The 18,815-nt window shown below is 74.1% G+C and carries 16 protein-coding genes; 9 read left to right on the forward strand and 7 right to left on the reverse strand.

What is annotated here, in order from left to right:
* The 4 genes from TR50_RS40155 to TR50_RS40170 form a co-directional block, all read right to left on the reverse strand.
* Positions 1-2,200, reverse strand: a 2,200-nt coding sequence (locus TR50_RS40155; RefSeq protein WP_042434777.1) for an AAA family ATPase, incomplete at its 3' end; no start/stop codon positions are given.
* A complete protein-coding gene (locus TR50_RS40160) occupies positions 2,200-3,396 on the reverse strand; it encodes an exonuclease SbcCD subunit D (protein ID WP_042434780.1) in 1,197 nt (398 codons plus the stop codon). The genes TR50_RS40155 and TR50_RS40160, both read right to left, overlap by 1 nt.
* A 141-nt stretch (positions 3,397-3,537) precedes the next feature.
* Positions 3,538-3,918 carry a hypothetical protein gene (locus tag TR50_RS40165; protein WP_042434782.1) on the reverse strand — a complete coding sequence of 127 codons (381 nt, stop codon included), beginning with the start codon at positions 3,916-3,918 and terminating at the stop codon, positions 3,538-3,540.
* 158 nt (positions 3,919-4,076) lie between these two features.
* Entirely contained in the window at positions 4,077-5,615 is a 1,539-nt protein-coding gene (locus TR50_RS40170) for an MFS transporter (protein WP_042434786.1), read from the reverse strand.
* Positions 5,616-5,734: 119 nt separating this feature from the next.
* Between TR50_RS40170 and TR50_RS40175 the strand changes: the two genes are divergently transcribed.
* Both TR50_RS40175 and TR50_RS40180 read left to right on the forward strand, forming a co-directional pair.
* Positions 5,735-6,604 carry an SCO6745 family protein gene (locus TR50_RS40175; RefSeq protein WP_042434789.1) on the forward strand — a complete coding sequence of 290 codons (870 nt, stop codon included), beginning with the start codon at positions 5,735-5,737 and terminating at the stop codon, positions 6,602-6,604.
* A gap of 383 nt (positions 6,605-6,987) precedes the next feature.
* Positions 6,988-8,712 (forward strand): enoyl-CoA hydratase-related protein, encoded by a 1,725-nt coding sequence (locus TR50_RS40180; RefSeq protein WP_042434792.1) that lies wholly within the window; start codon positions 6,988-6,990, stop codon positions 8,710-8,712.
* 861 nt (positions 8,713-9,573) lie between these two features.
* Here the strand turns inward: TR50_RS40180 and TR50_RS40185 are convergent.
* Positions 9,574-10,329 carry a MerR family transcriptional regulator gene (locus TR50_RS40185; protein WP_042434795.1) on the reverse strand — a complete coding sequence of 252 codons (756 nt, stop codon included), beginning with the start codon at positions 10,327-10,329 and terminating at the stop codon, positions 9,574-9,576.
* Positions 10,330-10,473: 144 nt separating this feature from the next.
* Here TR50_RS40185 and TR50_RS40190 point away from each other — a divergent pair, with 144 nt between their 5' ends.
* From TR50_RS40190 to TR50_RS40220, 7 genes are all read left to right on the forward strand, one after another.
* Positions 10,474-10,770, forward strand: coding sequence for a YiaA/YiaB family inner membrane protein (locus tag TR50_RS40190; RefSeq protein WP_042434798.1), 297 nt, complete (start codon positions 10,474-10,476; stop codon positions 10,768-10,770).
* Positions 10,771-10,805: 35 nt separating this feature from the next.
* Complete coding sequence (locus tag TR50_RS40195; protein ID WP_236654800.1) at positions 10,806-11,525, forward strand: hypothetical protein; 720 nt, start codon at positions 10,806-10,808, stop codon at positions 11,523-11,525.
* A 187-nt stretch (positions 11,526-11,712) separates the two neighbouring features.
* Positions 11,713-12,492 (forward strand): MHYT domain-containing protein, encoded by a 780-nt coding sequence (locus TR50_RS40200; RefSeq protein ID WP_042434813.1) that lies wholly within the window; start codon positions 11,713-11,715, stop codon positions 12,490-12,492.
* Positions 12,489-15,644, forward strand: a complete 3,156-nt coding sequence (locus tag TR50_RS40205; RefSeq protein ID WP_052441855.1) for a nitrate- and nitrite sensing domain-containing protein — start codon at positions 12,489-12,491, stop codon at positions 15,642-15,644. The genes TR50_RS40200 and TR50_RS40205 overlap by 4 nt, the downstream gene beginning before the upstream one ends.
* A complete protein-coding gene (locus TR50_RS40210; RefSeq protein WP_042434815.1) occupies positions 15,616-16,038 on the forward strand; it encodes a roadblock/LC7 domain-containing protein in 423 nt (140 codons plus the stop codon). The genes TR50_RS40205 and TR50_RS40210 overlap by 29 nt, the downstream gene beginning before the upstream one ends.
* 12 nt (positions 16,039-16,050) lie before the next feature.
* Complete coding sequence (locus tag TR50_RS40215) at positions 16,051-16,434, forward strand: DUF742 domain-containing protein (protein WP_042434806.1); 384 nt, start codon at positions 16,051-16,053, stop codon at positions 16,432-16,434.
* Positions 16,415-17,098, forward strand: a complete 684-nt coding sequence (locus TR50_RS40220) for a GTP-binding protein (RefSeq protein ID WP_084701837.1) — start codon at positions 16,415-16,417, stop codon at positions 17,096-17,098. The genes TR50_RS40215 and TR50_RS40220 overlap by 20 nt, the downstream gene beginning before the upstream one ends.
* A 7-nt stretch (positions 17,099-17,105) precedes the next feature.
* Here TR50_RS40220 and TR50_RS40225 read toward each other — a convergent pair whose 3' ends face one another.
* Together TR50_RS40225 and TR50_RS40230 are read right to left on the reverse strand one after the other, a co-directional pair.
* Positions 17,106-17,681, reverse strand: a complete 576-nt coding sequence (locus TR50_RS40225) for a hypothetical protein (RefSeq protein WP_042434808.1) — start codon at positions 17,679-17,681, stop codon at positions 17,106-17,108.
* A gap of 129 nt (positions 17,682-17,810) precedes the next feature.
* Complete coding sequence (locus TR50_RS40230) at positions 17,811-18,572, reverse strand: lysophospholipid acyltransferase family protein (RefSeq protein WP_042434811.1); 762 nt, start codon at positions 18,570-18,572, stop codon at positions 17,811-17,813.
* Positions 18,573-18,815: the final 243 nt, after the last annotated feature.

Consider the following 18,815-nt stretch of genomic DNA (forward strand, 5'->3'; position numbering starts at 1 on the left):
GGCCCGCCGCCTCCGCGAGCAGCTCCGCCCGGGAGGCCGAGCCCGCGCGCGCCTCGGCGGCGGAGAGCTCCGCCGCCAGGCGGGCGACCTCCGCGCCCGCATCCGTCGTCTGCCGCTCCAGCCTGCGGAACGCGGCCTCGGCGGCGCGCTCCTGCTCCGGCGTCACCTGATCCGGCGCGGCGACGGCCGGGGCGGGGTGCTCCGTCGCACCGCAGACCGCGCAGGGCGCGCCCGGCTCCAGACGCGCGGCCAACTCGGCCGCCATGCCCTCGATCCGGCGCTGCTTGAGACCCAGCCACGCCTCCTGTGCGTCCGCCGTCCCGTCGCGCAGCGCGAGGTGGCGCTCACGCGACTCCTCGTGCCGACCGCGCAGCGCGTCGCGCTGCCCGGCCGCGCCGGCGCGCTCCTCGACGACGTGCAGCTTCTCGTCCAGGCCCGGCCGCCGCCCCGCCGCCACGCGCGCCTCGTCGACGACCTGCTGCGCCCGCGCCCTGACGGCGGGCCAGCTCGAAAGCCACCCGGCCGCGTCCTCCCTCGCTTCCTCGGCCTGCCCGAACCGCCGCTCGGCCCGCGCGGACTCCTCGCCCACCGCCTCGAACCGACGCTCGGCGCCCAGCAGCGCACGCAACTCGCCAACCGCGCCCAGCGTCGCCCGCTCCGCCGCGCGCAGGGCCGCGTCCACCGCGTCATCGGGATCCACGGCATCCGCGGCATCCGCGGCCGGGCTCGGGCCGCCGGTCGCGTGCGGGTGGCCCGTGCGAGGGCGGTCGGCGCTCCGCGCGTCGTCGGGACGTGCGGTGACGGCGCGCGTCCGTTCGGCTGCCGCTCGCGCGGCGTGCTCCTCCGCCTCCTCGGCCCGGCGCGGCACGGGCACGCCCGACGTCGCCTGCCCGGCTGCGCGCCGGGCCGCCGCGTCCGTGGTGGGCGTGGTGGGCGCGGTGGGGTCGGCCGGGCTCGGGTGCGGGCCTGCGGGCGCCTGGCCGGTCGCCCGGTCGGCGTGGCTCCCGCTCCCCGGCCCGCTCCCGCTCCCCGGCCCGCTCCCGGCCTGTGCGGCGAGCCCCGTCTGTGTCGCGGGCGCGGTCGTTTGCACGGCGGCGGTCGCGTGCGGTCGGCCGGTCAGGCGGTCGACGCCGGGCACGTCGTCGGGGAGGGAGGCGAGGGCCCGCGTGCGGTCGGCCGCCGCGCGTTCGGCGGAATGCTTCGCCTCCTCGACCTGGCGCAGGACAGGGGCGAGCGAGGCCGCGCGCTCGGCCCGGGCCAGAACCTCCGCGCGCTCGCGCTGCTCCGGTTCCTCCGCCGCCAGCGCGGTCAGCGCCCCGACGGCCGCGCGGTGCTCCTGCTGGCGCGCGGACAGCTCCTCGGCGTCGCGCAGGCGCGCCCGGCTCGCGGCGCGCCGCTCGGTGACGAGCGCGTACCGCACCGAGGCCACCTCGTGCCGCAGCGCGGCCTGCTCGCGCAGCGCGGCGGCCCACGCGGAGACCCCCTCGGCCGCGGCCTCCCCCTCGGGCGCGGGCAACTCCGCGGCTCCCGCCGCCTCGTGCAGCCGTTCCACGGACGCCGCGATGTCGGCGCGTACGGCCTGCGTCTCCTTCTCGCAGCGCTGCCGGTGCTCCGCCAGCCAGGCCTCGACGTCGCCGAAGCGGCGGGTGTCGAAGAGACGGCCCAGCAGCTCGCGGCGGTCCTGGGCGGTCGCCTGCAGGAAACGGGCGAAATCGCCCTGCGGGAGCAGCACGACCTGGGTGAACTGATCCCGGCTCATGCCGATCAGGTCGAGCAGTTCCTGACCGATCTCCTGGTGCGAGCCGCTGCGCGGGCGCCACGCGGCGTCCTCCGCGGACCACTCGCTCAGCAACGTCTGCGCCTTGACCGGCGTCATGCCCTCGCCGCGCTGCTTGGGCCGCAGCTGCTCGGGGCTGCGCTGGATCAGCAGGCGCCGGCCGCCGAGGGTGAGCTCCAGCTCGACCCGGGTGAGCAGCGACGCCTCGGCGTGGTCGCTGCGCAGCCCGCGCGCGGCGCGGCCGCGGCTGCCGGGCACCGAACCGTAGAGCGCGAAGCAGACCGCGTCCAGGACGCTGGTCTTGCCCGCGCCGGTGGGGCCGGTCAGCAGGAAGAGACCGCCGGAGGCGAGCGTGTCGAAGTCGACCCGCTCCTCCCCGCCGAACGGGCCGAAGGCCGTGACGGTCAGCGTGTGCAGCCGCATCAGATCTCCCCGCCCGCCGCGCGCGCGGCCGCCTCCACCGCCGTGACCAGCAGCGTCGACTCCGCCGCCGAAGCGTCCGCGCCGCGCACGTGCCGGACGAACCCGAGGGCCACCGCGCCGTCGTCCCGCCCCCGCACCCGCGCGCCGTAGCTGCGCAGCCCGTCGTCCTCCCGGCCCTGCGGCTCGAACGCGAGCTGAAGGGTGTGCGGGAAACGCGCCCGCAGCCGCTCCATCGCCTGCGGCGGGCGCGCCGTGTCGGTCAGGGTGACGTGCAGCCAGCAGTCCTCGACGGCCTCGTACGCCGAGCCGGTCAGCAGCTCCTCCAGCTCGCCGCGCAGACGTGCGAGGCGGCGCGGCACCGGGCAGTCGATCCGCTCGGCGCTCACCTCGCCCGCGGGACCGAGCTCGACCAGCCACATCGACTTGCGGTGGTCGGCCTCGGAGAAGGAGTACGCCAGCGGCGATCCGCTGTAGCGCACACGCTCGTTGATCGTCTGACACCCGTGCAGATGGCCGAGGGCGGCGTAGTCCACGCCCTCGAACACCGACGCCGGCACGCTCGGCACGCCGCCGACCGCGATGTCGCGCTCGCTGTCGCACGCCTCGCCGCCGATGACGAAGGCGTGCGCGAGCACGACGGCACGCACGTCCGCGCTCTCCGCGCCGCCCGCGCCGCCCGCGCCGTCCGCGCGGCGGGCGGCGAGGTCGGCCCGGACGGCGTCCATGGCGGCGGAGAGGACGGCCGTGTGGCTCGCCTCCTCCGCGGCCAGCCGCTGCCGCACGAGCGCGGGCTCCAGATACGGCAGCCCGTAGACGGCGACCTGCCCGTGGGCGTCCTCCAGCACGACCGGCGCGGCGAGCGCGTCCGCGTCGGGCGCGGTCCGCAGGTGGACCCCGGCGCGGGCGACCAGCCCCGCGCCGACCCCGAGGCGCTGTGCGCTGTCGTGGTTCCCGCTGATCAGCACGACCGGCACGCCGAGCGCGGCGAGCGCGTGCAGCGCCTCGTCGAACAGCTCGACGGCCCCGAGACTGGGGACGGCCCTGTCGTACACGTCACCCGCGACGAGGACGGCGTCGACCTGCTCGGCCTCGGCCGTCTGCACCAGGTGGCGCAGGAAGGCACGTTGGGCCGGGAGGAGGTTCTCGCGGTGGAGCGAGCGGCCCAGATGCCAGTCGGAGGTGTGCAGGAAGCGCATGGCTCACGACAGTAACGGCTGCCACTGACACCTACCTGCACAATCCCTGCACGGGGGAAGCCGCCGCTGCCCCTGTGTGTCGCAATTCACCCGCGGCGACGCGTCGGTCGCGACGCGCCCACCGCGATTTCGCGCCGCGCCTCACCCGTCCCGCAGCGCCTCCACGAATCCCGCCGCCACGGCGTGCTGGAGGCGCGCGCTGCGGGCGCGGGCGATCGGACCGGAGAGGGGCTTGGGCGGAGGGAAGTAGAGCAGCAGGTAGGCGTCCATGACGCCGAGCGTCTGGGCGAGGGCGTCGGGTTCGCCGGAGTGGCCGCGGACCAGGCGATTCCCTATCGCGCGGGCGGGACGCGGGTCGAAGCGGTCCTGGTGCAGGGCGTCGCGCAGTTGCCCGGCCATGGGGGTGAGCAGCTCCGTGAGCTGATCCCGTGTCAGATCGGTCGGCGTGGCCGGGAAGAGCGCGCGGCTCCAGATTGCCGCGAAGCTTCCGACGGCGGCCGGGACGTCTGAGGTTGATGGCACGGGGGAGAGGCTACTCATCGGATGATCGTCAAGTAAGAGGCGGGGTGAAATGGCGTGAGCACATCACCGAGGATTCATCTTCCGTGCGAATGGCCCGTACGCCCCGGACCAGGAAGTTCGGGGTCGCACGGGCCATTTCGACGAGATCGGTTCCGATCTCAGCTGCTGAGCGAAGCCTTCGCGTCGACGGTGGAGGTCTCCGCGTCCGCGTCGGCGACCGCAGCCGTGGAGCCGCCGGAGGCGACCGGCGCGGACAGGGGCTTGTGCATCCGGCTCAGGCCGACCAGGGCGACCGGGACGGTCAGCACCAGCGCGCCCATGGCGATCACGAAGCTCAGCGTGAACTGGCTCTGCTGCGGCAGCGGCGGCAGGCCGGGCGGCAGGCCGTGGATCAGCTTGGAGGCGAGCAGCGAGGTGACGACCGCCGAGGCGATCGAGCTGCCGACCGAACGGGAGATGGAGTTGATGCCGTTGGCGATGCCGGTCTGCTCCAGTGGGACGCTGGCCGCGATCAGGGCGGGCATGGAGGCGTAGCCGAAGGCGATCGAGGTGCCGGTCAGCAGTCCGGCCAGGATCACGCCGGTGCTGCTGCCGTGGGCGAAGGCCAGCCAGCCGAAGCCGGCCACGCCGACCAGCGCGCCCATCGCGAGCGTGGCCCGCGCGCTGATCCTGCGGACCAGGATGCCGCCGATCGGCGCCGCGATCAGCGCGATGAGCGAGCTCGGCAGCAGGTACTCGACGGAGGCGCGCAGCACGGACGCGGTGAAGCCGTAACCGGTCAGCTGCTTCGGCATCTGCACCAGGTAGGAGATGCCGATGAACTGCGCGAACGAGGCGAAGCCGATGAACAGGCCGGAGAGGTTGGTGAAGGCGACCTGGCGGTGCGTGAACATCTTCATGTCCACCAGCGGGGAGTCGACCTTGAGCTCGACCAGGACCCAGACCGCCGCGACGACGACGGCGCCGACGAAGCAGCCCAGCGTCTTGCCGGAGGTCCAGCCCCAGTCGTGGCCCTGGGAGATGCCGAGCAGCAGCAGGACCAGGAAGCCGGCCATGGTCAGCGTGCCGAGGTAGTCGATCCGGCCGCCGGCCGCGTGCCCGCGGTTCGGGACGAGGAGGACGACGGCGACGAGCGCCAGCAGCGAGAGGCCGGTGGAGACCCAGAAGACCGAGTGGTAGTTCGGGTTCGAGCCCTGGGTCAGCAGGCCGGTGATCACCAGCGACAGGCCGGAGCCGAACGCCAGGGTGCTACTGACCAGCGCCATCGCGCCGTGCAGCTTCTCGTGGGCGACCTGGTCGCGGATGATCGACAGCGCCAGCGGGAAGATCGCGGTGGCGGAGCCCTGCAGCACCCGGCCGACGATCAGCAGCGTGAGCGAGGACGTCGTCGCCGCGAGCAGCGAACCGGCCACCATCACCGCGAGGACGGCGATCAGGGTGGGCTTCTTGCCGTAGAGGTCGCCGACGCGACCCAGCAGCGGGGTGAAGACCGCCGCCGAGAGCAGCGTGGCGGTGGTCACCCAGCTGACGCCGGAGCTGCTGGCGTGCAGGTCGTGCGCGAGCAGCGACAGGATCGGGACGACCTGGGTCTGGGCCATCGAGACGACCATCGCCGCGAGGCCGAGGGCCAGGATGAGGGGCGTGCTGCCGTGCCGTGCGGTGGGCGCGGCGGCGCTCGCGGACAGGGAGGTGCTCATCGAGCTGAGGTCCTTCGGGAAACTGGATAGTTCAGTGCATGAAGTTTCTGAATGAAACTTTAGGCAAGAAAGGTTTAGGAAGTCAACCTATTCGGGTCCAGGTCCCCTAGTCTGTTGCGATGACGACTCGACCGTTCGACCTCCGGGCCGCACGCGCCATGCGCGACGTCCTCGACCCCTACTACGCGGTGCTCGTCTTCAGCCCCGCCGCGGTGGGCGTCTTCGGCTCCCTCGGGCTCGACGCCTGGGCCGCGTACTTCGCCGGCCGCTCGGCGCCCCTGGGCGCGGCGTCCGAGGGTCTCGTCGAGGCGGTCTTCTTCCATTTCGAGCCCGGCATGATCGCGGCGAACACGGCGAAGGTCCGCGCGGCGGGCTTCCCCGAGGAGATCCTCGCCGTTCGGCTGGAGGCGGCGGACGCCGCGCTGCACGACACCCTCGGCGCGGAGGCCGTCGGCTCCGCCGAGATGGCCGAGGCGGCGGAGCTCGCCGCGGAGGCGGCCGCCGCGTGCACCTTCGCCGGCCGTCCGCTGGGCGCGGCCAACGCCGCGCTGCCCCTCCCCGAGGCTCCCCACCTCAAGCTCTGGCAGGCGGTCACCACCCTGCGCGAGTGGCGCGGCGACGGCCACAACACCGCGCTGCTGGCCTCCGGCCTGGACGCGGTCGAGGTCCTCGTCAACGCGGTCGCCGCGGGCCACGAGCGGCGTGCCTCCATCCAGCTCCGCCGCGGCTGGTCCGACGAGGCGTGGGAGGCGGCGGAGCAGCGCCTCCACGAGCGTCACCTGCTCACCGAGGACGGCGGTCTGACGCTGCGCGGGCGGGAGCTCCGCGAGGAGATCGAGGACCTGACGGACCGTCTCTCCCTCGCCCCCTGGCGCGCCCTCGGCGAGGAGCGCACCCGCCGCCTGCACGACCTGGTCCGCCCCTGGAGCGCGACCGTCGCCGACCGCTTCCTCCGCGGCTACCGTCTGGAGCCCTACCCGGCCGCCTGAACCACCGCGAGGAGGGGCCATCCCCAGGGGCCCGGTGCCTGTGCCCGCTGACTGGTGGGGGAGGCCGGACCCGCGCCGGCCCGGGCAGCGGGCCTTCGAGCCGGCGGCGCTCCCCTCCGGGCCCCGGGTCCGCCCAGGCGATGGGCCGAGCCGAGCCGTACCGCGTCGGGTCGCCGACCGAGCCGGGTACGCAGGGCCTTCTCGGGGAGGGATGGGACGTCAAGGCGCGACGGGGGGCGTGCGGGTGCACGGGCCTCGCACGGTGTGCGGCGAGGCATCGGGCGGCGGGGCGGAACTCCGCGTGCCGGTTGGGGGGCGCGGGTAGGGACGGCGGCATACGCGGGGCCGTGGCCGTCGGTCCCCCTTCCGTCCCGGAGGGAAACATGCGCATCCTCCTTCACGCCAGCGCCTTCAACAGCCTCACCCAGCGCCTTGCCGTCGAACTGGCGTACCAGGGCCACCAGATATCCGTCTCGCTCGACCTCGGCGGCGGGCCGAGAGGGGACACAGAGCTGCGCGAGGCGGTCCACAGACACAGCCCCGAGCTGATCGTCGCGCCCATGCTCACCAGCCGGATCCCGGAGGACGTCTGGTCGCGGCACACCTGCCTGATCGTGCATCCCGGGCCGCCCGGGGACCGGGGGCCCTCCGCGCTGGACTGGGCGCTCGCCGAGGGGCGGCGCAGTTGGGGTGTGACGGTGCTCCAGGCCGTGGCCGAGATGGACGCCGGGCCGGTCTGGGCCGCGGAGCCGTTCGACATCCCCGAGCACGCCGAGGCGGGCGGGATCGCCAAGAGCGACCTCTACCGCAACGAGCTCGCCGACGCCGCGTCAGCGGCCGTGCAGCGTGCGGTGGAACGATTCGCCTCGCACCGGTTCGTGCCGAGGCCCGCCGACCGGCGCGGCGCGGCCCGGCCGTACTTCCGCCAGGAGCTGCGGGCGATCGACTGGACGGGGGAGGGGACCGACGTGGTCGCCCGCAAGCTCCGCACCGCCGACTCCAGTCCCGGCGTGCTGGACACGCTCGGCGGCCGCGCCTACTACCTCTACGGCGGCCAGCCCGAGGACGAACTGCGCGGCGCCCCCGGCACGCTGCTGGCGACGCGCGACGGAGCGGTCTGCCGGGCCACCGTCGACGGCGCGGTGTGGCTCACCGCACTGCGTCCGCGTCGCGAGCAGGACGGGCCGCCGACCGCGAAGGCCCCGGCGGCGACCGTCCTCGCGACGACCGGACTGCTGCGCGGCGTCCCGGAGATCAGCGCCGCGCTGCGGCCGCACCACAAGCGGCAGACCTGGTCCACGATCCGCTACCACGAGCACGGCAGCGCCGGGCTGCTCCGCTTCTCGTTCCCCGGCGGGGCGATGAGCACCTCGGACTGCCGACGGCTGCTCGTCGCCTACCGCTACGCGCGCAGCCGCCCGACGCGGGTGCTGGTCCTCGGCGCGCACCGGGACGTGTTCTCCCACGGGATCCACCTCGGCGCGATCGAGGCCGCGCCCGATCCCGCGCGCGAGTCGTGGGCCAACATCAACGCCATGGACGACCTGGTCGAGGCGATCCTGACCACCCGCGACAAGCTCACCGTCGCCGCGCTCGGCGGCAACGCCGCCGCGGGCGGGCTGATGCTGGCGCTCGCCGCGGACGAGGTGTGGGTGCGCGCGGGCGCGGTGCTGAACCCGCACTACCGGCTGATGGGGCTGCACGGCTCGGAGTTCTGGACGTACTCCCTCCCGCGCCGGGTCGGCCAGGAGCAGGCGCGCCGGCTGACCACGGAGGCGCTGCCGATCGGCCCGGAGCGCGCGCTCGATCTCGGCCTCGTCGACCGTGTCCTGGACTGCACGCCGGAGGGCGTGGCCGACCACGTCGCCGACCTCGCGCAGGGCCTCGCCGTCGACCCCCGCCTCCCGCGCCGCCTCGCCGCGAAGCGCGGCGCGCTCCGCCGCGCGGAGGGCCGCCGGCCCCTCGCCTGGTACCGCTCGGAGGAACTCGCCCTGATGCACCGCAACTTCTACGGCCCCGACGACTCCTACCACGCCCTCCGCCGCGCCTTCCTCCACAAGTCCCGCCCGGACGCCACCCCGCAACGCCTCCACCGCATCCCGGCGTAGCCCGCCCCTCGGCTTTCCGCCTGCACGGCCCCGCTGCGGGCCCCCACGGGGGTGGGGCTCCGCATCGGGATCCGGGTTGGCGGGGTTCCCGCCGCCGGGAGCCTGGCTTCGGGACTCCACGACGGTGGCGCCCGCCCGCCCTGGCCTCGACGAGCCGGGGGCACGACTCCGCCCCTTGGCCCGCGGCCCTCATGGTGGGGAGCAGCAGTCCCCGGACCTTCGGTCAGGCGGAGGGGCTCCTCGCGGTGGGGGCGTTCGGCTGGGGCCGGAAAGGCGCTCGCGTTGCCGTGGCGGGCACCCCGCGCGTAGGGATTGGCCACCGGAGATGCGGTGCCGTGAGCACCGGGCCGGTGTCGTCGCCTTGCGCTCCGCCGATGCGGCTGAGCGGGGTCGGGGAGAGGAAGGGGCGTTCGGGTGCGGCGCGAGTCGCGGTTCGGCCCAAGGGACGCGTCACCGCGTGCCCGCCCGGTGCCACGGCCTTCACGCTCCGCAAGCGCCGTGCGCCGAGCGCGGCTCGCCACGCGCCACGCGCCTAGCGCCGAGCGCGGCTCGCCACGCGCTACGCGCTTAGCGCCGAGCGCGGGTGGCCACGCGCCACGCGCCTAGCGCCGAGCGCGGGTGGCCACGCGCTACGCGCCTAGCGCCGAGCGCGGGTGGCCCGCCATGCGCCGAGTGCCTTGCGTCGAGGGTGGGCGGCTCGCCACGTGCTGAGCGCCGAGCGCCGAGCGCGGCTCGCCTCGTACCGAACGCCTTGTGCCGAGGGTGGGTGGCCCGCCATGCGCCGAGCGCCTTGCGCCGAGGGTGGGTGGCCCGCCTTGTGCCGAGGGTGGGTGGCCCGCCTTGCGCGGAGCGCCTCGCGCCCTACCGTGTGTGGCGGGCGGTGCCGATGCGTTTGACCTCGCGCTGGACGCGGCGGTCCATCGCCAGGGCGAACTCCACGTCGACCACGGTGCGCGCCACGTCGCGCAGCCGGGCGAGGGCCTCGGCGAGGCGGGCGGGCTCGCCCGGGGGGAGGGGTTCGTCGAGGTCGGGGAGGAGTTGGTCAACGATCAGTTCGACGAACTGGTCCGCCAGCGCGTCCGCGCTCGCGCGGACGCCGCGGGCGGTGGCGAGGACCGCGGCGAGCGGCACGCCCTCCGCGACGAGCTCGGCGGAGGCGTCGAGCAGGCGACGGCTGACGTGGACGAAATGGTCGCCCTCCTGCCGCAGGTAACCGAGTTCCACGGAGGCGGCGAGAGAGTCGGCGTCGACCTGCCCGGGGAACGTCGCCGCCAGTTCCTCGGCGGTGACCGCCGTCTCCGTCTCCTGGGACCAGGGCGCGCCGATCGCCGCCTCCAGTCCGAGCAGTTCGGCGACGTCCTGGCCCGACTCCCAGGCGGCGAGGAGCTCCGCGATGCCGCCCAGGGTGTGGCCGCGCTCCAGCAGGTCGGCGATGACGCGCAGGCGCGCGAGGTGGTCCTCGCTGTAGAAGGCGATCCGGCCCTCGCGGCGCGGCGGAGGCAGCAGGCGCCGCTCCCGGTAGAAGCGCAGGGTGCGCACGGGGATGCCGGCCGCGCGGGCCAGCTCCTCGGTGCGGTACTCGCGGGCCCCGGCCGCCGGCTTGCTGCTCTCGTTCACGGGTCGAGCGTATCGACCGCCCGATCCGGCCCGCCCGATCCGTCCCGTCCATCCGGCCCGCCTGATCCGGCCCGCCCGATCCGGACGACCGATCTGAGTACCCGTACTCATGCGGGCCCGCTCCGTACCCCGCATCCTGCGGGCATGGCCAACACACCTCCCGTCAGATCGGGGACCACCGGGGCCTACTACGCCCAGGCGGTCCTCTCGTTCGCCCTCGCCCTCGGCGCCATGGTGGTGGGCATCGCCTTCCTCGACACCGACGCCTGGATCCGCGCCTTCCTCGGGCTCGGCATGCTGTACCTGGTGACTTCCGCCTTCACGCTCGCCAAGGTCGTCCGCGACCGCCAGGACGAGACCCGCTACACCACGCGGATCGACCAGGCCCGCCTGGACAAGCTGCTCTCCGAGCACGACCCGTTCCGGGTGGACGCCCCCTGACCTGACTCCTGCCTTCACCGTGCACAATGTGCGCCGTGAACGACCAGGAGAACGTCGACAACGTCCAGCTCGACAGCGCAGAAGAGGAGTCGCTGCTCCCCGCGTGGCTCCGGAGGACGGAGGGCGAGCAGCGTTGGTCCGTGACGGCCGCGCTGCTCGCCGCCATCGTCATCCAGTGGTTCCTGCCCGAGCGCCTCAGCATCCACCCGCGCTGGCTGATGCCCGCGCTCGAACTGCTGCTGATGGCCGCGCTGCTGGTGGTGAACCCGCACCGTCACATCGCCAGGTCCGGCAACCGGGTGCGGGTGCTGGGCCTGCTGCTGGCCGCCGCCGTCAGTCTCGCGAACGGCTGGTCCGCGGTGCTGCTGGTGCGCGACCTCCTCCACGGCTCGCAGGGGATCAGTCCGGTGCAGCTGCTGCTGACCGGCGGCGGGATCTGGATCACCAACATCATCGCGTTCAGCCTCTGGTACTGGGAGTGGGACCGCGGCGGTCCCATCGCCCGCGCGGCGGGCGTGCACAAGCACCCGGACTTCCTCTTCCCGCAGATGCAGCAGGAGGGCATAGCCCGGCCCGACTGGGAGCCCTACTACATCGACTACCTGTACGTGGCGTTCACCAACGCCACGTCCTTCAGCCCCACGGACACCATGCCGCTGTCGCGTTGGGCGAAGATGCTGATGCTGTCCCAGTCGACGATCTCGCTGCTGACGCTCGCGCTCGTCATCGCCCGCGCGGTGGGTGTGCTCCAGTAGCGCCCCTGCAACGCCGCTCCAGCGGTAGCGTGCGCCCCACCACAGGCATATGCCCTATTAGTTCAGCACACCTCGTTCCCCCCTGCGGCACTTTTGCGGGAGTCCGCGTAATCGGATGAATCCGCTCAGTAGCGTCCCACTCCGTTCTGCCAGAGCCTGACGACGGAGGGGCTGCCGCATGGGCGCCATGGGGAGCATGACCGAGCTGGGGTACGGCTGGCTGACGCCGGTCCTGTCCTATCTGATGGCCGTCCTCGGCTCGGCCTTAGGGCTGCGCTGCATGGTGCGGGCGGTCGGTTCGACCGGTCGTGCCAAGCGCAACTGGCTGATCACCGGCGCCTCCGCGATCGGGTCCGGGATCTGGACCATGCACTTCGTGGCGATGCTCGGCTTCACCGTCACCGGGACCGAGATCCGCTACAACGTGCCGCTGACGATCCTCAGCCTGCTCGGCGCCATGGTCTTCGTCGGGCTCGGCGCGTTCGCCGTCGGCTACGGCAGGCACAAGTACCGCTCCCTGCTGCTGGGCGGCACGACCACCGGCCTCGGCGTCGCGGCCATGCACTACATCGGGATGGCCGCGCTCGACCTCCACGGCCGGATCACCTACGCGCCGTTAGAGGTCGTCCTCTCGGTGGTCATCGCCATCGGCGCCTCCACCGCGGCGCTCTGGGCGGGGCTGAACATCTCCGGACCGGTGGCCGCGGCCGGCGCCTCGCTGGTGATGGGCATCGCCGTCAGCTCCATGCACTACACCGGCATGGAGGCGGTGTCGGTCCAGGTCCAGCCCGCCGACACGCCGCTGCACGGCGCGACGCTGATGGAGTTCATCTTCCCCCTCGCGGTGGGCCTCGGCTCCTACCTGTTCCTCACCTCCGCGTTCGTCGCGCTCTCACCCACCTCGCAGCAACGCGCCGCCGGCGTCGGCGCCGAGGGGCTGCGCTCCGTCCCGGCGGTGCCGCGGTGACGGCCCCCACCACCTCCGCCACCGGCACCACGACCGTCGGTGTGACGCCGCGTCCGCGCCCCGCCCACGCCGGACCGCCCGCCGACGAGGGACGGCCGATCGCCTACCGGCCCCACCCGCTCGCGCTGCGCCTGCGGCTGCGCCCGCGCACCGTGCGCGCCCGCATCGTCTCGCTGCTGATGGTCCCCGTGGTCTCACTGCTCGCGCTGTGGGGCTTCGCCACCGTCACCACCGCCCAGCAGATCGACTCCCTGGTGCGGTTCAAGCACGTCGACGAAACGTTGCTGCAACCCGTCGACGCCGCCGTCTCGGCGGTCCAGGCCGAACGCACCGCCGCCCTCGCCTACCTGGCCGCGCCCAGCCAGGCCCGGCTGGCCGACTACGACGGAAAAGCCAAGGCCACCGACGCCGCCGTGGCGGCCATGGGCCAGAACATCCTGCGCGGCGAACCGGACGCCGTCGGCCTGGCCGCCACCCTGCCGGGCCGCATCGCCGCGCTGAACGCCGCCACCGGCTCACTGCACGGGCTCCGCTCCCGCGTCGAGGCGCGGCAACTGGACTGGCCCGGCGCCGCGACCGCGTACGCGGGCGTCGTGGACAGCGGTCTCGGCGTCGTGGGTTCGCTGACGGCCGTGCAGAACAGCGCCGTCGCCTCCGACGCCCGGGTGGTGCTCGAACTCTCGCAGGCCCGGGAGATGCTCGCCCGCGAGGACGCCGCCGTGCAGGCCGGCCAGGCCGCGGGCCGGATGACGCAGGAGCAGTACCAGGAGTTCACCGGCGCGCGTTACGCCCGCCTCGCGCTCGACGCCTCCGCCGCGCCGGACCTGCAGCCCGCCGACCTCGCTGCCTACCGGCAGGTGGCGGAGGGTCAGCAGGAGTACACCCTGGTCCAGTTGGAGGAGGCGGTCCACGCCTCCGGCGGCGGTGTCCGGGCGGTGAACGCCGCCGGCGCGGACTGGGCCCCCGCGGCGTCCGCGGTGCAGCAGCAGCTGGACTCCGTGCTGTCCGCCGCCGGCACCGGGGCCGGGTCCGGTTCCGACCCGTACAGCCTCGGCGTGCTGAGCGCGAGCGGCGCGGCCGTTCTCTTCGGTCTCGCCGCCGTCGTCCTGTCGCTGCTGATCTCCGTCCGGATCGGCCGCGGGCTCGTCGTCGAGCTGGTGGAACTGCGCAACTCCGCGCTGGAGCTGGCCGGGCGGCGGCTGCCCTCGGCGATGCGGCGGCTGCGGGCGGGGGAGGAGATCGACATCGACGCCGAGGCCCCCGTCGTCGAGGCCGGCGACGACGAGATCGGCCAGGTCGGCGAGGCGCTGAACACCGTGCAGCGCGCGGCGCTCACCGCGGCCGTCGAACGCGCCGAGGTGCTCTCCGGCGTCTCCGGCGTCTTCGTCAACCTCGCCCGGCGCAGCCAGGTGCTGGTGCACCGGCAGCTGACGCTGCTCGACGCGATGGAGCGCCGCACGGAGGACCCGTCCGAGCTGGAGGACCTGTTCCGGCTCGACCACCTCACCACGCGGATGCGTCGCCACGCCGAGGGCCTCATCATCCTCTCCGGCGCGGCGCCCGGCCGCGCCTGGCGCAAGCCGGTGCCGCTGCTGGACGTGGTGCGCTCGGCCGTCGCCGAGGTCGAGGACTACTCCCGCGTCGAGGTGCGCCGCCTGCCCGGCGTCGCCGTCGTCGGCGCGGCCGTCGCCGACCTCACCCACCTGCTGGCCGAACTCGTCGAGAACGCCACGGCGTTCTCACCCCCGCACACCAAGGTGCTGGTCTCCGGCGAGCAGGTCGGCGCGGGCTACGCGGTGGAGATCGAGGACCGCGGGCTCGGCATGGGCAAAGAGGCTGTCGCCGAGGCGAACCGGCGCATCGCCGACGCGCAGCAGGCGGACCTCTTCGACAGCGACCGGCTCGGCCTCTTCGTCGTCAGCCGTCTCGCCCGCCGCCACGGCGTCCGCGTCTCGTTGCGTCCCTCCGCGTACGGCGGCACCACCGCCGTCGTGCTGCTGCCGAGCGCGCTGCTGGAGACGGGCCGTCAGCGCCGCAGGGAGCCCCTCGACGCGGAACTGGACCTCCTCCCTCCCGTCCAGCCGTCCCCTGCGCAGGCCCCGCAGGCCCCGCGGGCCCCGCGGGCGACCGGCGCGGCTGCCGCGGCGGATCACCGCGACGGACGACGCAGCGGAGCGGCGGTGCTCGGCGGCGTGGACGCACCGAGCCGGGCCGGCGGCCAGGCAGCTTCCGGGGGCGGTTCGCCCGCGTGGGGTGCGGATGCGGGCGCCCGCACGGCGTCGCCGTTCGGCCGCCCGGTTGCCGCCCCCGGCCCGGTCGGTGGCGCCGAGGCGCCGGATCGGGTCTCGGTGCAGTCCGCCGATGCGGGATCCGGCGTGGCTGAGGGCGGCGCGCCCGCCGTGCCGCTGCCGTTCGGCGGGCCCAGGGCTGCGTTCCCCGGTGGGGCCGTGATACCCGGTCAGGGCGGGACCCCGCCCCTCGGGCGTCCGGTGGTGAGGCCGGATGCCGTGAACGGTGCGGGCGCGGCGGGCGACGGGGCCGGGGACGACGCCTCAGGCGTGGAGCTTCCGGTGCGGCGTACGGGTGTCCCGGCCTTCGGACGCAGGGGCGCGCGCAAGGGTGAGACCCGGTCCGGGCAGGGGGCGCATCCGGCGTTCGGGGGTCGGTCCGCCGCAGGATCCGACCGTGCCGGGGACGGGGCCCTGGGGTGGCCGGAGCAGCCCGCCACGCGCTCGTCCACCCCCGGCAGCGGTGATCACGCCGAGGACGGCGACCAACTTCCGCGCCGGGTGCGGCAGGCGAGCCTGGCCGTGCAACTGCGGGAGGCGCCGCCGCCGGAGCGGCCGCGTGCGGCACGGCCCGCAGCGCAGACCGTCGAGCGCAGTCCCGAGCAGGCCAGGGCCACCATGGCCGCGCTGCGCGACGGCTGGAACCGGGGCCGGGACACCGGCCACGGCCGGGGACCGGCCCGACCCGATGCCGCCGACACCACCGTCAATCCGGCCGACACCGCCGCCACCAACGGCAGCGGTGGCGCGCGCCACCTGTGGCTGCACCAGGACCCGCCGAGCGCCGCCCGGCCGTCCTACGACGACTTCGACGACTTCGAGAGGAGCGCCGCGGATGGCCGCGACGATGAACCACACCGGTGAGCTGAACTGGCTGCTCGACGAGCTGGTCGCCCGGGTCGCCCAGGTCCGGCACGCCGTCGTGCTCTCCCGGGACGGCCTCGCCCTCGGCGTCTCGGCGGGGCTGAGCCGCGAGGACGGCGAGCACCTCGCCGCCGTCGCCTCCGGCTTCCACAGCCTGGCCAAGGGCACCGGCCGTCACTTCGACGCGGGCGAGGTCCGGCAGACGATGGTCGAGCTCGACGGCGGCTTCCTCTTCGTCGTCGCCGCGGGGGACGGCACCTGCCTGGCCGTCTTCGCGGGCGCGGACGCCGACATCGGGCTGATCGCCTACGAGATGGCCCGCCTGGTGCGCCGGGTGGGCGAGCATCTCCACACCCCGCCGCGCACCGCGGCGGACGCGCCCTCGGCGGGTTGAGGGCTGAGCGACATGGAACCGAACTGGTTCGACGAGGAGGCGGGCCCCATGGTCCGCCTCTACGCCCTGACCAAGGGCCGGACCAGGCCCGCCACTGAGGCGTTCGACCTGATCGCCATGGTCGTCGCGGACACCCCGTACGGACCGGACAGCCCGTACGGGGAGGATCTCGGGCTCGCGCCCGAGTCCGCCGCGATCCTCAACCTCTGCCGCCACCAGGCCCAGTCCGTCGCCGAGATCGCCGCCGAACTGGACCTGCCGGTCGGCGTGGTCCGGGTGCTCCTCGGCGACCTGTTGGACGCGGCCCTGATCCGCGTCAGCCGTCCCGTCCCGCCCGCCCTGCTCCCCGACGAGCGCATTCTGCGAGAAGTGATCAATGGCCTCCGCGCACTCTGACGCCCCCGCTACCGCCCCCGCTCCCGCGACCGCCACCTCGACGAAGCCGACGACCGCCGCCCCCAAGCCCGCGACCTCGACCAAGCCCGCGACGTCCGCCGACGAACCCGCGCTCGCCCTGAAGATCCTGGTGGCCGGCGGCTTCGGGGTGGGCAAGACCACCCTGGTCGGCGCGGTCAGCGAGATCCGTCCGCTGCGGACCGAGGAGCAGCTGACCGAGGCCGGCCGCGGCGTCGACGACCTCGGCGGGGTGGAGCAGAAGACCACCACGACCGTGGCCATGGACTTCGGCCGGATCACCATCCGGCAGGGGCTCTCGCTCTACCTCTTCGGCACCCCCGGCCAGGACCGGTTCTGGTTCCTGTGGGACGAGTTGGCCCACGGCGCGCTGGGCGCGGTGGTGCTGGCCGACACCCGCCGCCTCCAGGACTGCTTCCCGTCCGTCGACTACTTCGAGCGCCGTGGCATCCCGTTCGTCGTGGCCGTCAACTGCTTCACCGGGGCGCGCAAGCACGCGGTGGAGCGGATCAGCACCGCGCTCGACCTGGAGGCCGAGACGCCGGTGATCCTGTGCGACGCGCGTGAGCGCGACTCGGGGAAGAAGGTGCTGATCGCGCTGGTCGAGCATGCGAGCCGACTGCACGCGGCCCGCATGCTCTCCTGAGCCGTGGTCAGGACGCCGCCACGGTGACGGTGACGCTGAACATGCCGTTGGAGCCGGTGCACCGCATCGCCTCGCCGCAGTTGCTGCGCGAGGAGCTCACCGTCGCCGAGCCGGCCGAGACCGCGACGAACTCCGTCTGCTGGGCGCGGCAGTCGACCCCGGGCCGGCAGCTCTGGCCGGGGGAGGGGGAGGCGAAGCTCGGCCCGCCGGACAGCTTCAGCACGGACGTGGCACTGCTCGCGGGCGACGCCCAGTAGCCGCCGCTCAGCACGACCTCGAGGGTCTGGCCGGGGTGCAGCGTGACGGTGTGACCCTTGTCCGCGTTGGTCACCACGACGGCCGCGGCGGTACCGGTGGCCGAGACGCCGCCTCCGGACGTGCCCGAGGTCCCGCCACCGGGCGTCGCCGACGCGCTCGCGGATCCGGAAGCCGACACGGACGCAGAGGAGGCGCTGTTGGACGCGCCGCCGGACGCGCCCGAGCTTGCGTTCGTGCTGGACGAGCAGCCGCTGAGCAGCAGCACGGCGGAGAGGGCGGCGGCGCCGGCCGCGGCCAGCGAACGCCTGGTGAGGGTGGTGTGCATCGGTCCTCCTGGATCGGTTGCCGATCCGACGCGGAAGCCCGGCGACCGGTTCCCTGTCGATCTCCGGCCGGTCTCCAGCTGATCTCCAGCCGGTCTCCAGGAGGCTCACAGCAGGTTCAGGCGGGGTCCTCAGCCGTTGCGCGCGGCCTTGTCCGCGGCGGCCTGCTCGTCCTCGGCCTCGGCCTGCTGCGGGGTGGGCGCGGTGCCGCCGAGCTGGGCGGGGACCCACCACGTGTCCTCGGGGCCGGACGGCTGGTCCGGGTAGTCCCGCTGTGCGCCTTCGAGCAGCTGGTTCATCGCCTCCCGCAGGCGGCGGGTCACCATGACCGGCCGGTCCTGCGGAGTGAGCACTATCGGCTCCCCGATGCGGATGATGACGGGGGTGTGGCGACGCGTCAGGTTCTTCGGCCGGCCCTTGGTCCACAACCGCTGGGTGCCCCAGAGGATGACCGGCAGCAGCGGCACGTCCGCGTCCGCGGCCATGCGGGCGGCGCCGGTCTTGAACTTCTTCAGCATGAACGAGCGGGAGATCGTCGCCTCGGGGAAGACGCCGACGACCTCGCCGGCGCGCAGCGCCGCCACCGCGGCGTCGTAGGCGGGCTGACCGTCGGAGCGGTCGACCGGGATGTGGTGCATGCCCCGCATGAGCGGTCCGGAGACGCGGTGCTTGAAGACGTCGTCCTTGGCCATGAAGCGCGTCTTGCGCTTGGCGGACTTGTAGGCGCCGAGGCCGGCGAAGAGGAAGTCCAGGTAGCTGATGTGGTTGCTGACCAGCACCGCACCACCCGTGCGCGGTACATTCTCCGCACCGTCGATCTCGATCTTCAGATCCAGACCGCGGAAGGCGGTCAGGGCTGCGCCGATGATCGGCGGGTACACGAGATCTGCCACAGTCAGCCCAACGTTCTTCAGCGGGCCCATGCCCGAGCCTACGGTTACGTCAGCGTAAGTTGCCGACAGCCGATGGTGCCCGTTCGGGGCACTCCGTGTCACGTCCGACCCGTCAATAGGGTTGATCTCACACGCACCGTGCCGGGGCCTCTTATTGCGCGCGGGGCGGGGTGGTGGAGTATGGCTCCGAGGGCGCTGGGCGTAAGCTACCCTTCGGTAACAAAGGTGACCAGTACACCAGTA

The sequence above is a fragment of the Streptacidiphilus anmyonensis genome, from assembly GCF_000787855.1.
In the GTDB taxonomy this organism is placed as follows: Bacteria; Actinomycetota; Actinomycetes; order Streptomycetales; family Streptomycetaceae; genus Streptacidiphilus; species Streptacidiphilus anmyonensis.

What these genes read in the sequence shown, in the direction of transcription:
- TR50_RS40170 (WP_042434786.1), bottom strand. Translation starts at nt 5,615, where the DNA reads ATGAGCACCTCCCTGTCCGCGAGCGCCGCCGCGCCCACCGCACGGCAC.
- TR50_RS40215 (WP_042434806.1), top strand. Translation starts at nt 16,051, where the DNA reads ATGGAACCGAACTGGTTCGACGAGGAGGCGGGCCCCATGGTCCGCCTC.
- TR50_RS40180 (WP_042434792.1), top strand. Translation starts at nt 6,988, where the DNA reads ATGCGCATCCTCCTTCACGCCAGCGCCTTCAACAGCCTCACCCAGCGC.
- TR50_RS40210 (WP_042434815.1), top strand. Translation starts at nt 15,616, where the DNA reads ATGGCCGCGACGATGAACCACACCGGTGAGCTGAACTGGCTGCTCGAC.
- TR50_RS40200 (WP_042434813.1), top strand. Translation starts at nt 11,713, where the DNA reads ATGGGGAGCATGACCGAGCTGGGGTACGGCTGGCTGACGCCGGTCCTG.
- TR50_RS40175 (WP_042434789.1), top strand. Translation starts at nt 5,735, where the DNA reads ATGACGACTCGACCGTTCGACCTCCGGGCCGCACGCGCCATGCGCGAC.
- TR50_RS40220 (WP_084701837.1), top strand. Translation starts at nt 16,415, where the DNA reads ATGGCCTCCGCGCACTCTGACGCCCCCGCTACCGCCCCCGCTCCCGCG.
- TR50_RS40160 (WP_042434780.1), bottom strand. Translation starts at nt 3,396, where the DNA reads ATGCGCTTCCTGCACACCTCCGACTGGCATCTGGGCCGCTCGCTCCAC.
- TR50_RS40190 (WP_042434798.1), top strand. Translation starts at nt 10,474, where the DNA reads ATGGCCAACACACCTCCCGTCAGATCGGGGACCACCGGGGCCTACTAC.
- TR50_RS40225 (WP_042434808.1), bottom strand. Translation starts at nt 17,681, where the DNA reads ATGCACACCACCCTCACCAGGCGTTCGCTGGCCGCGGCCGGCGCCGCC.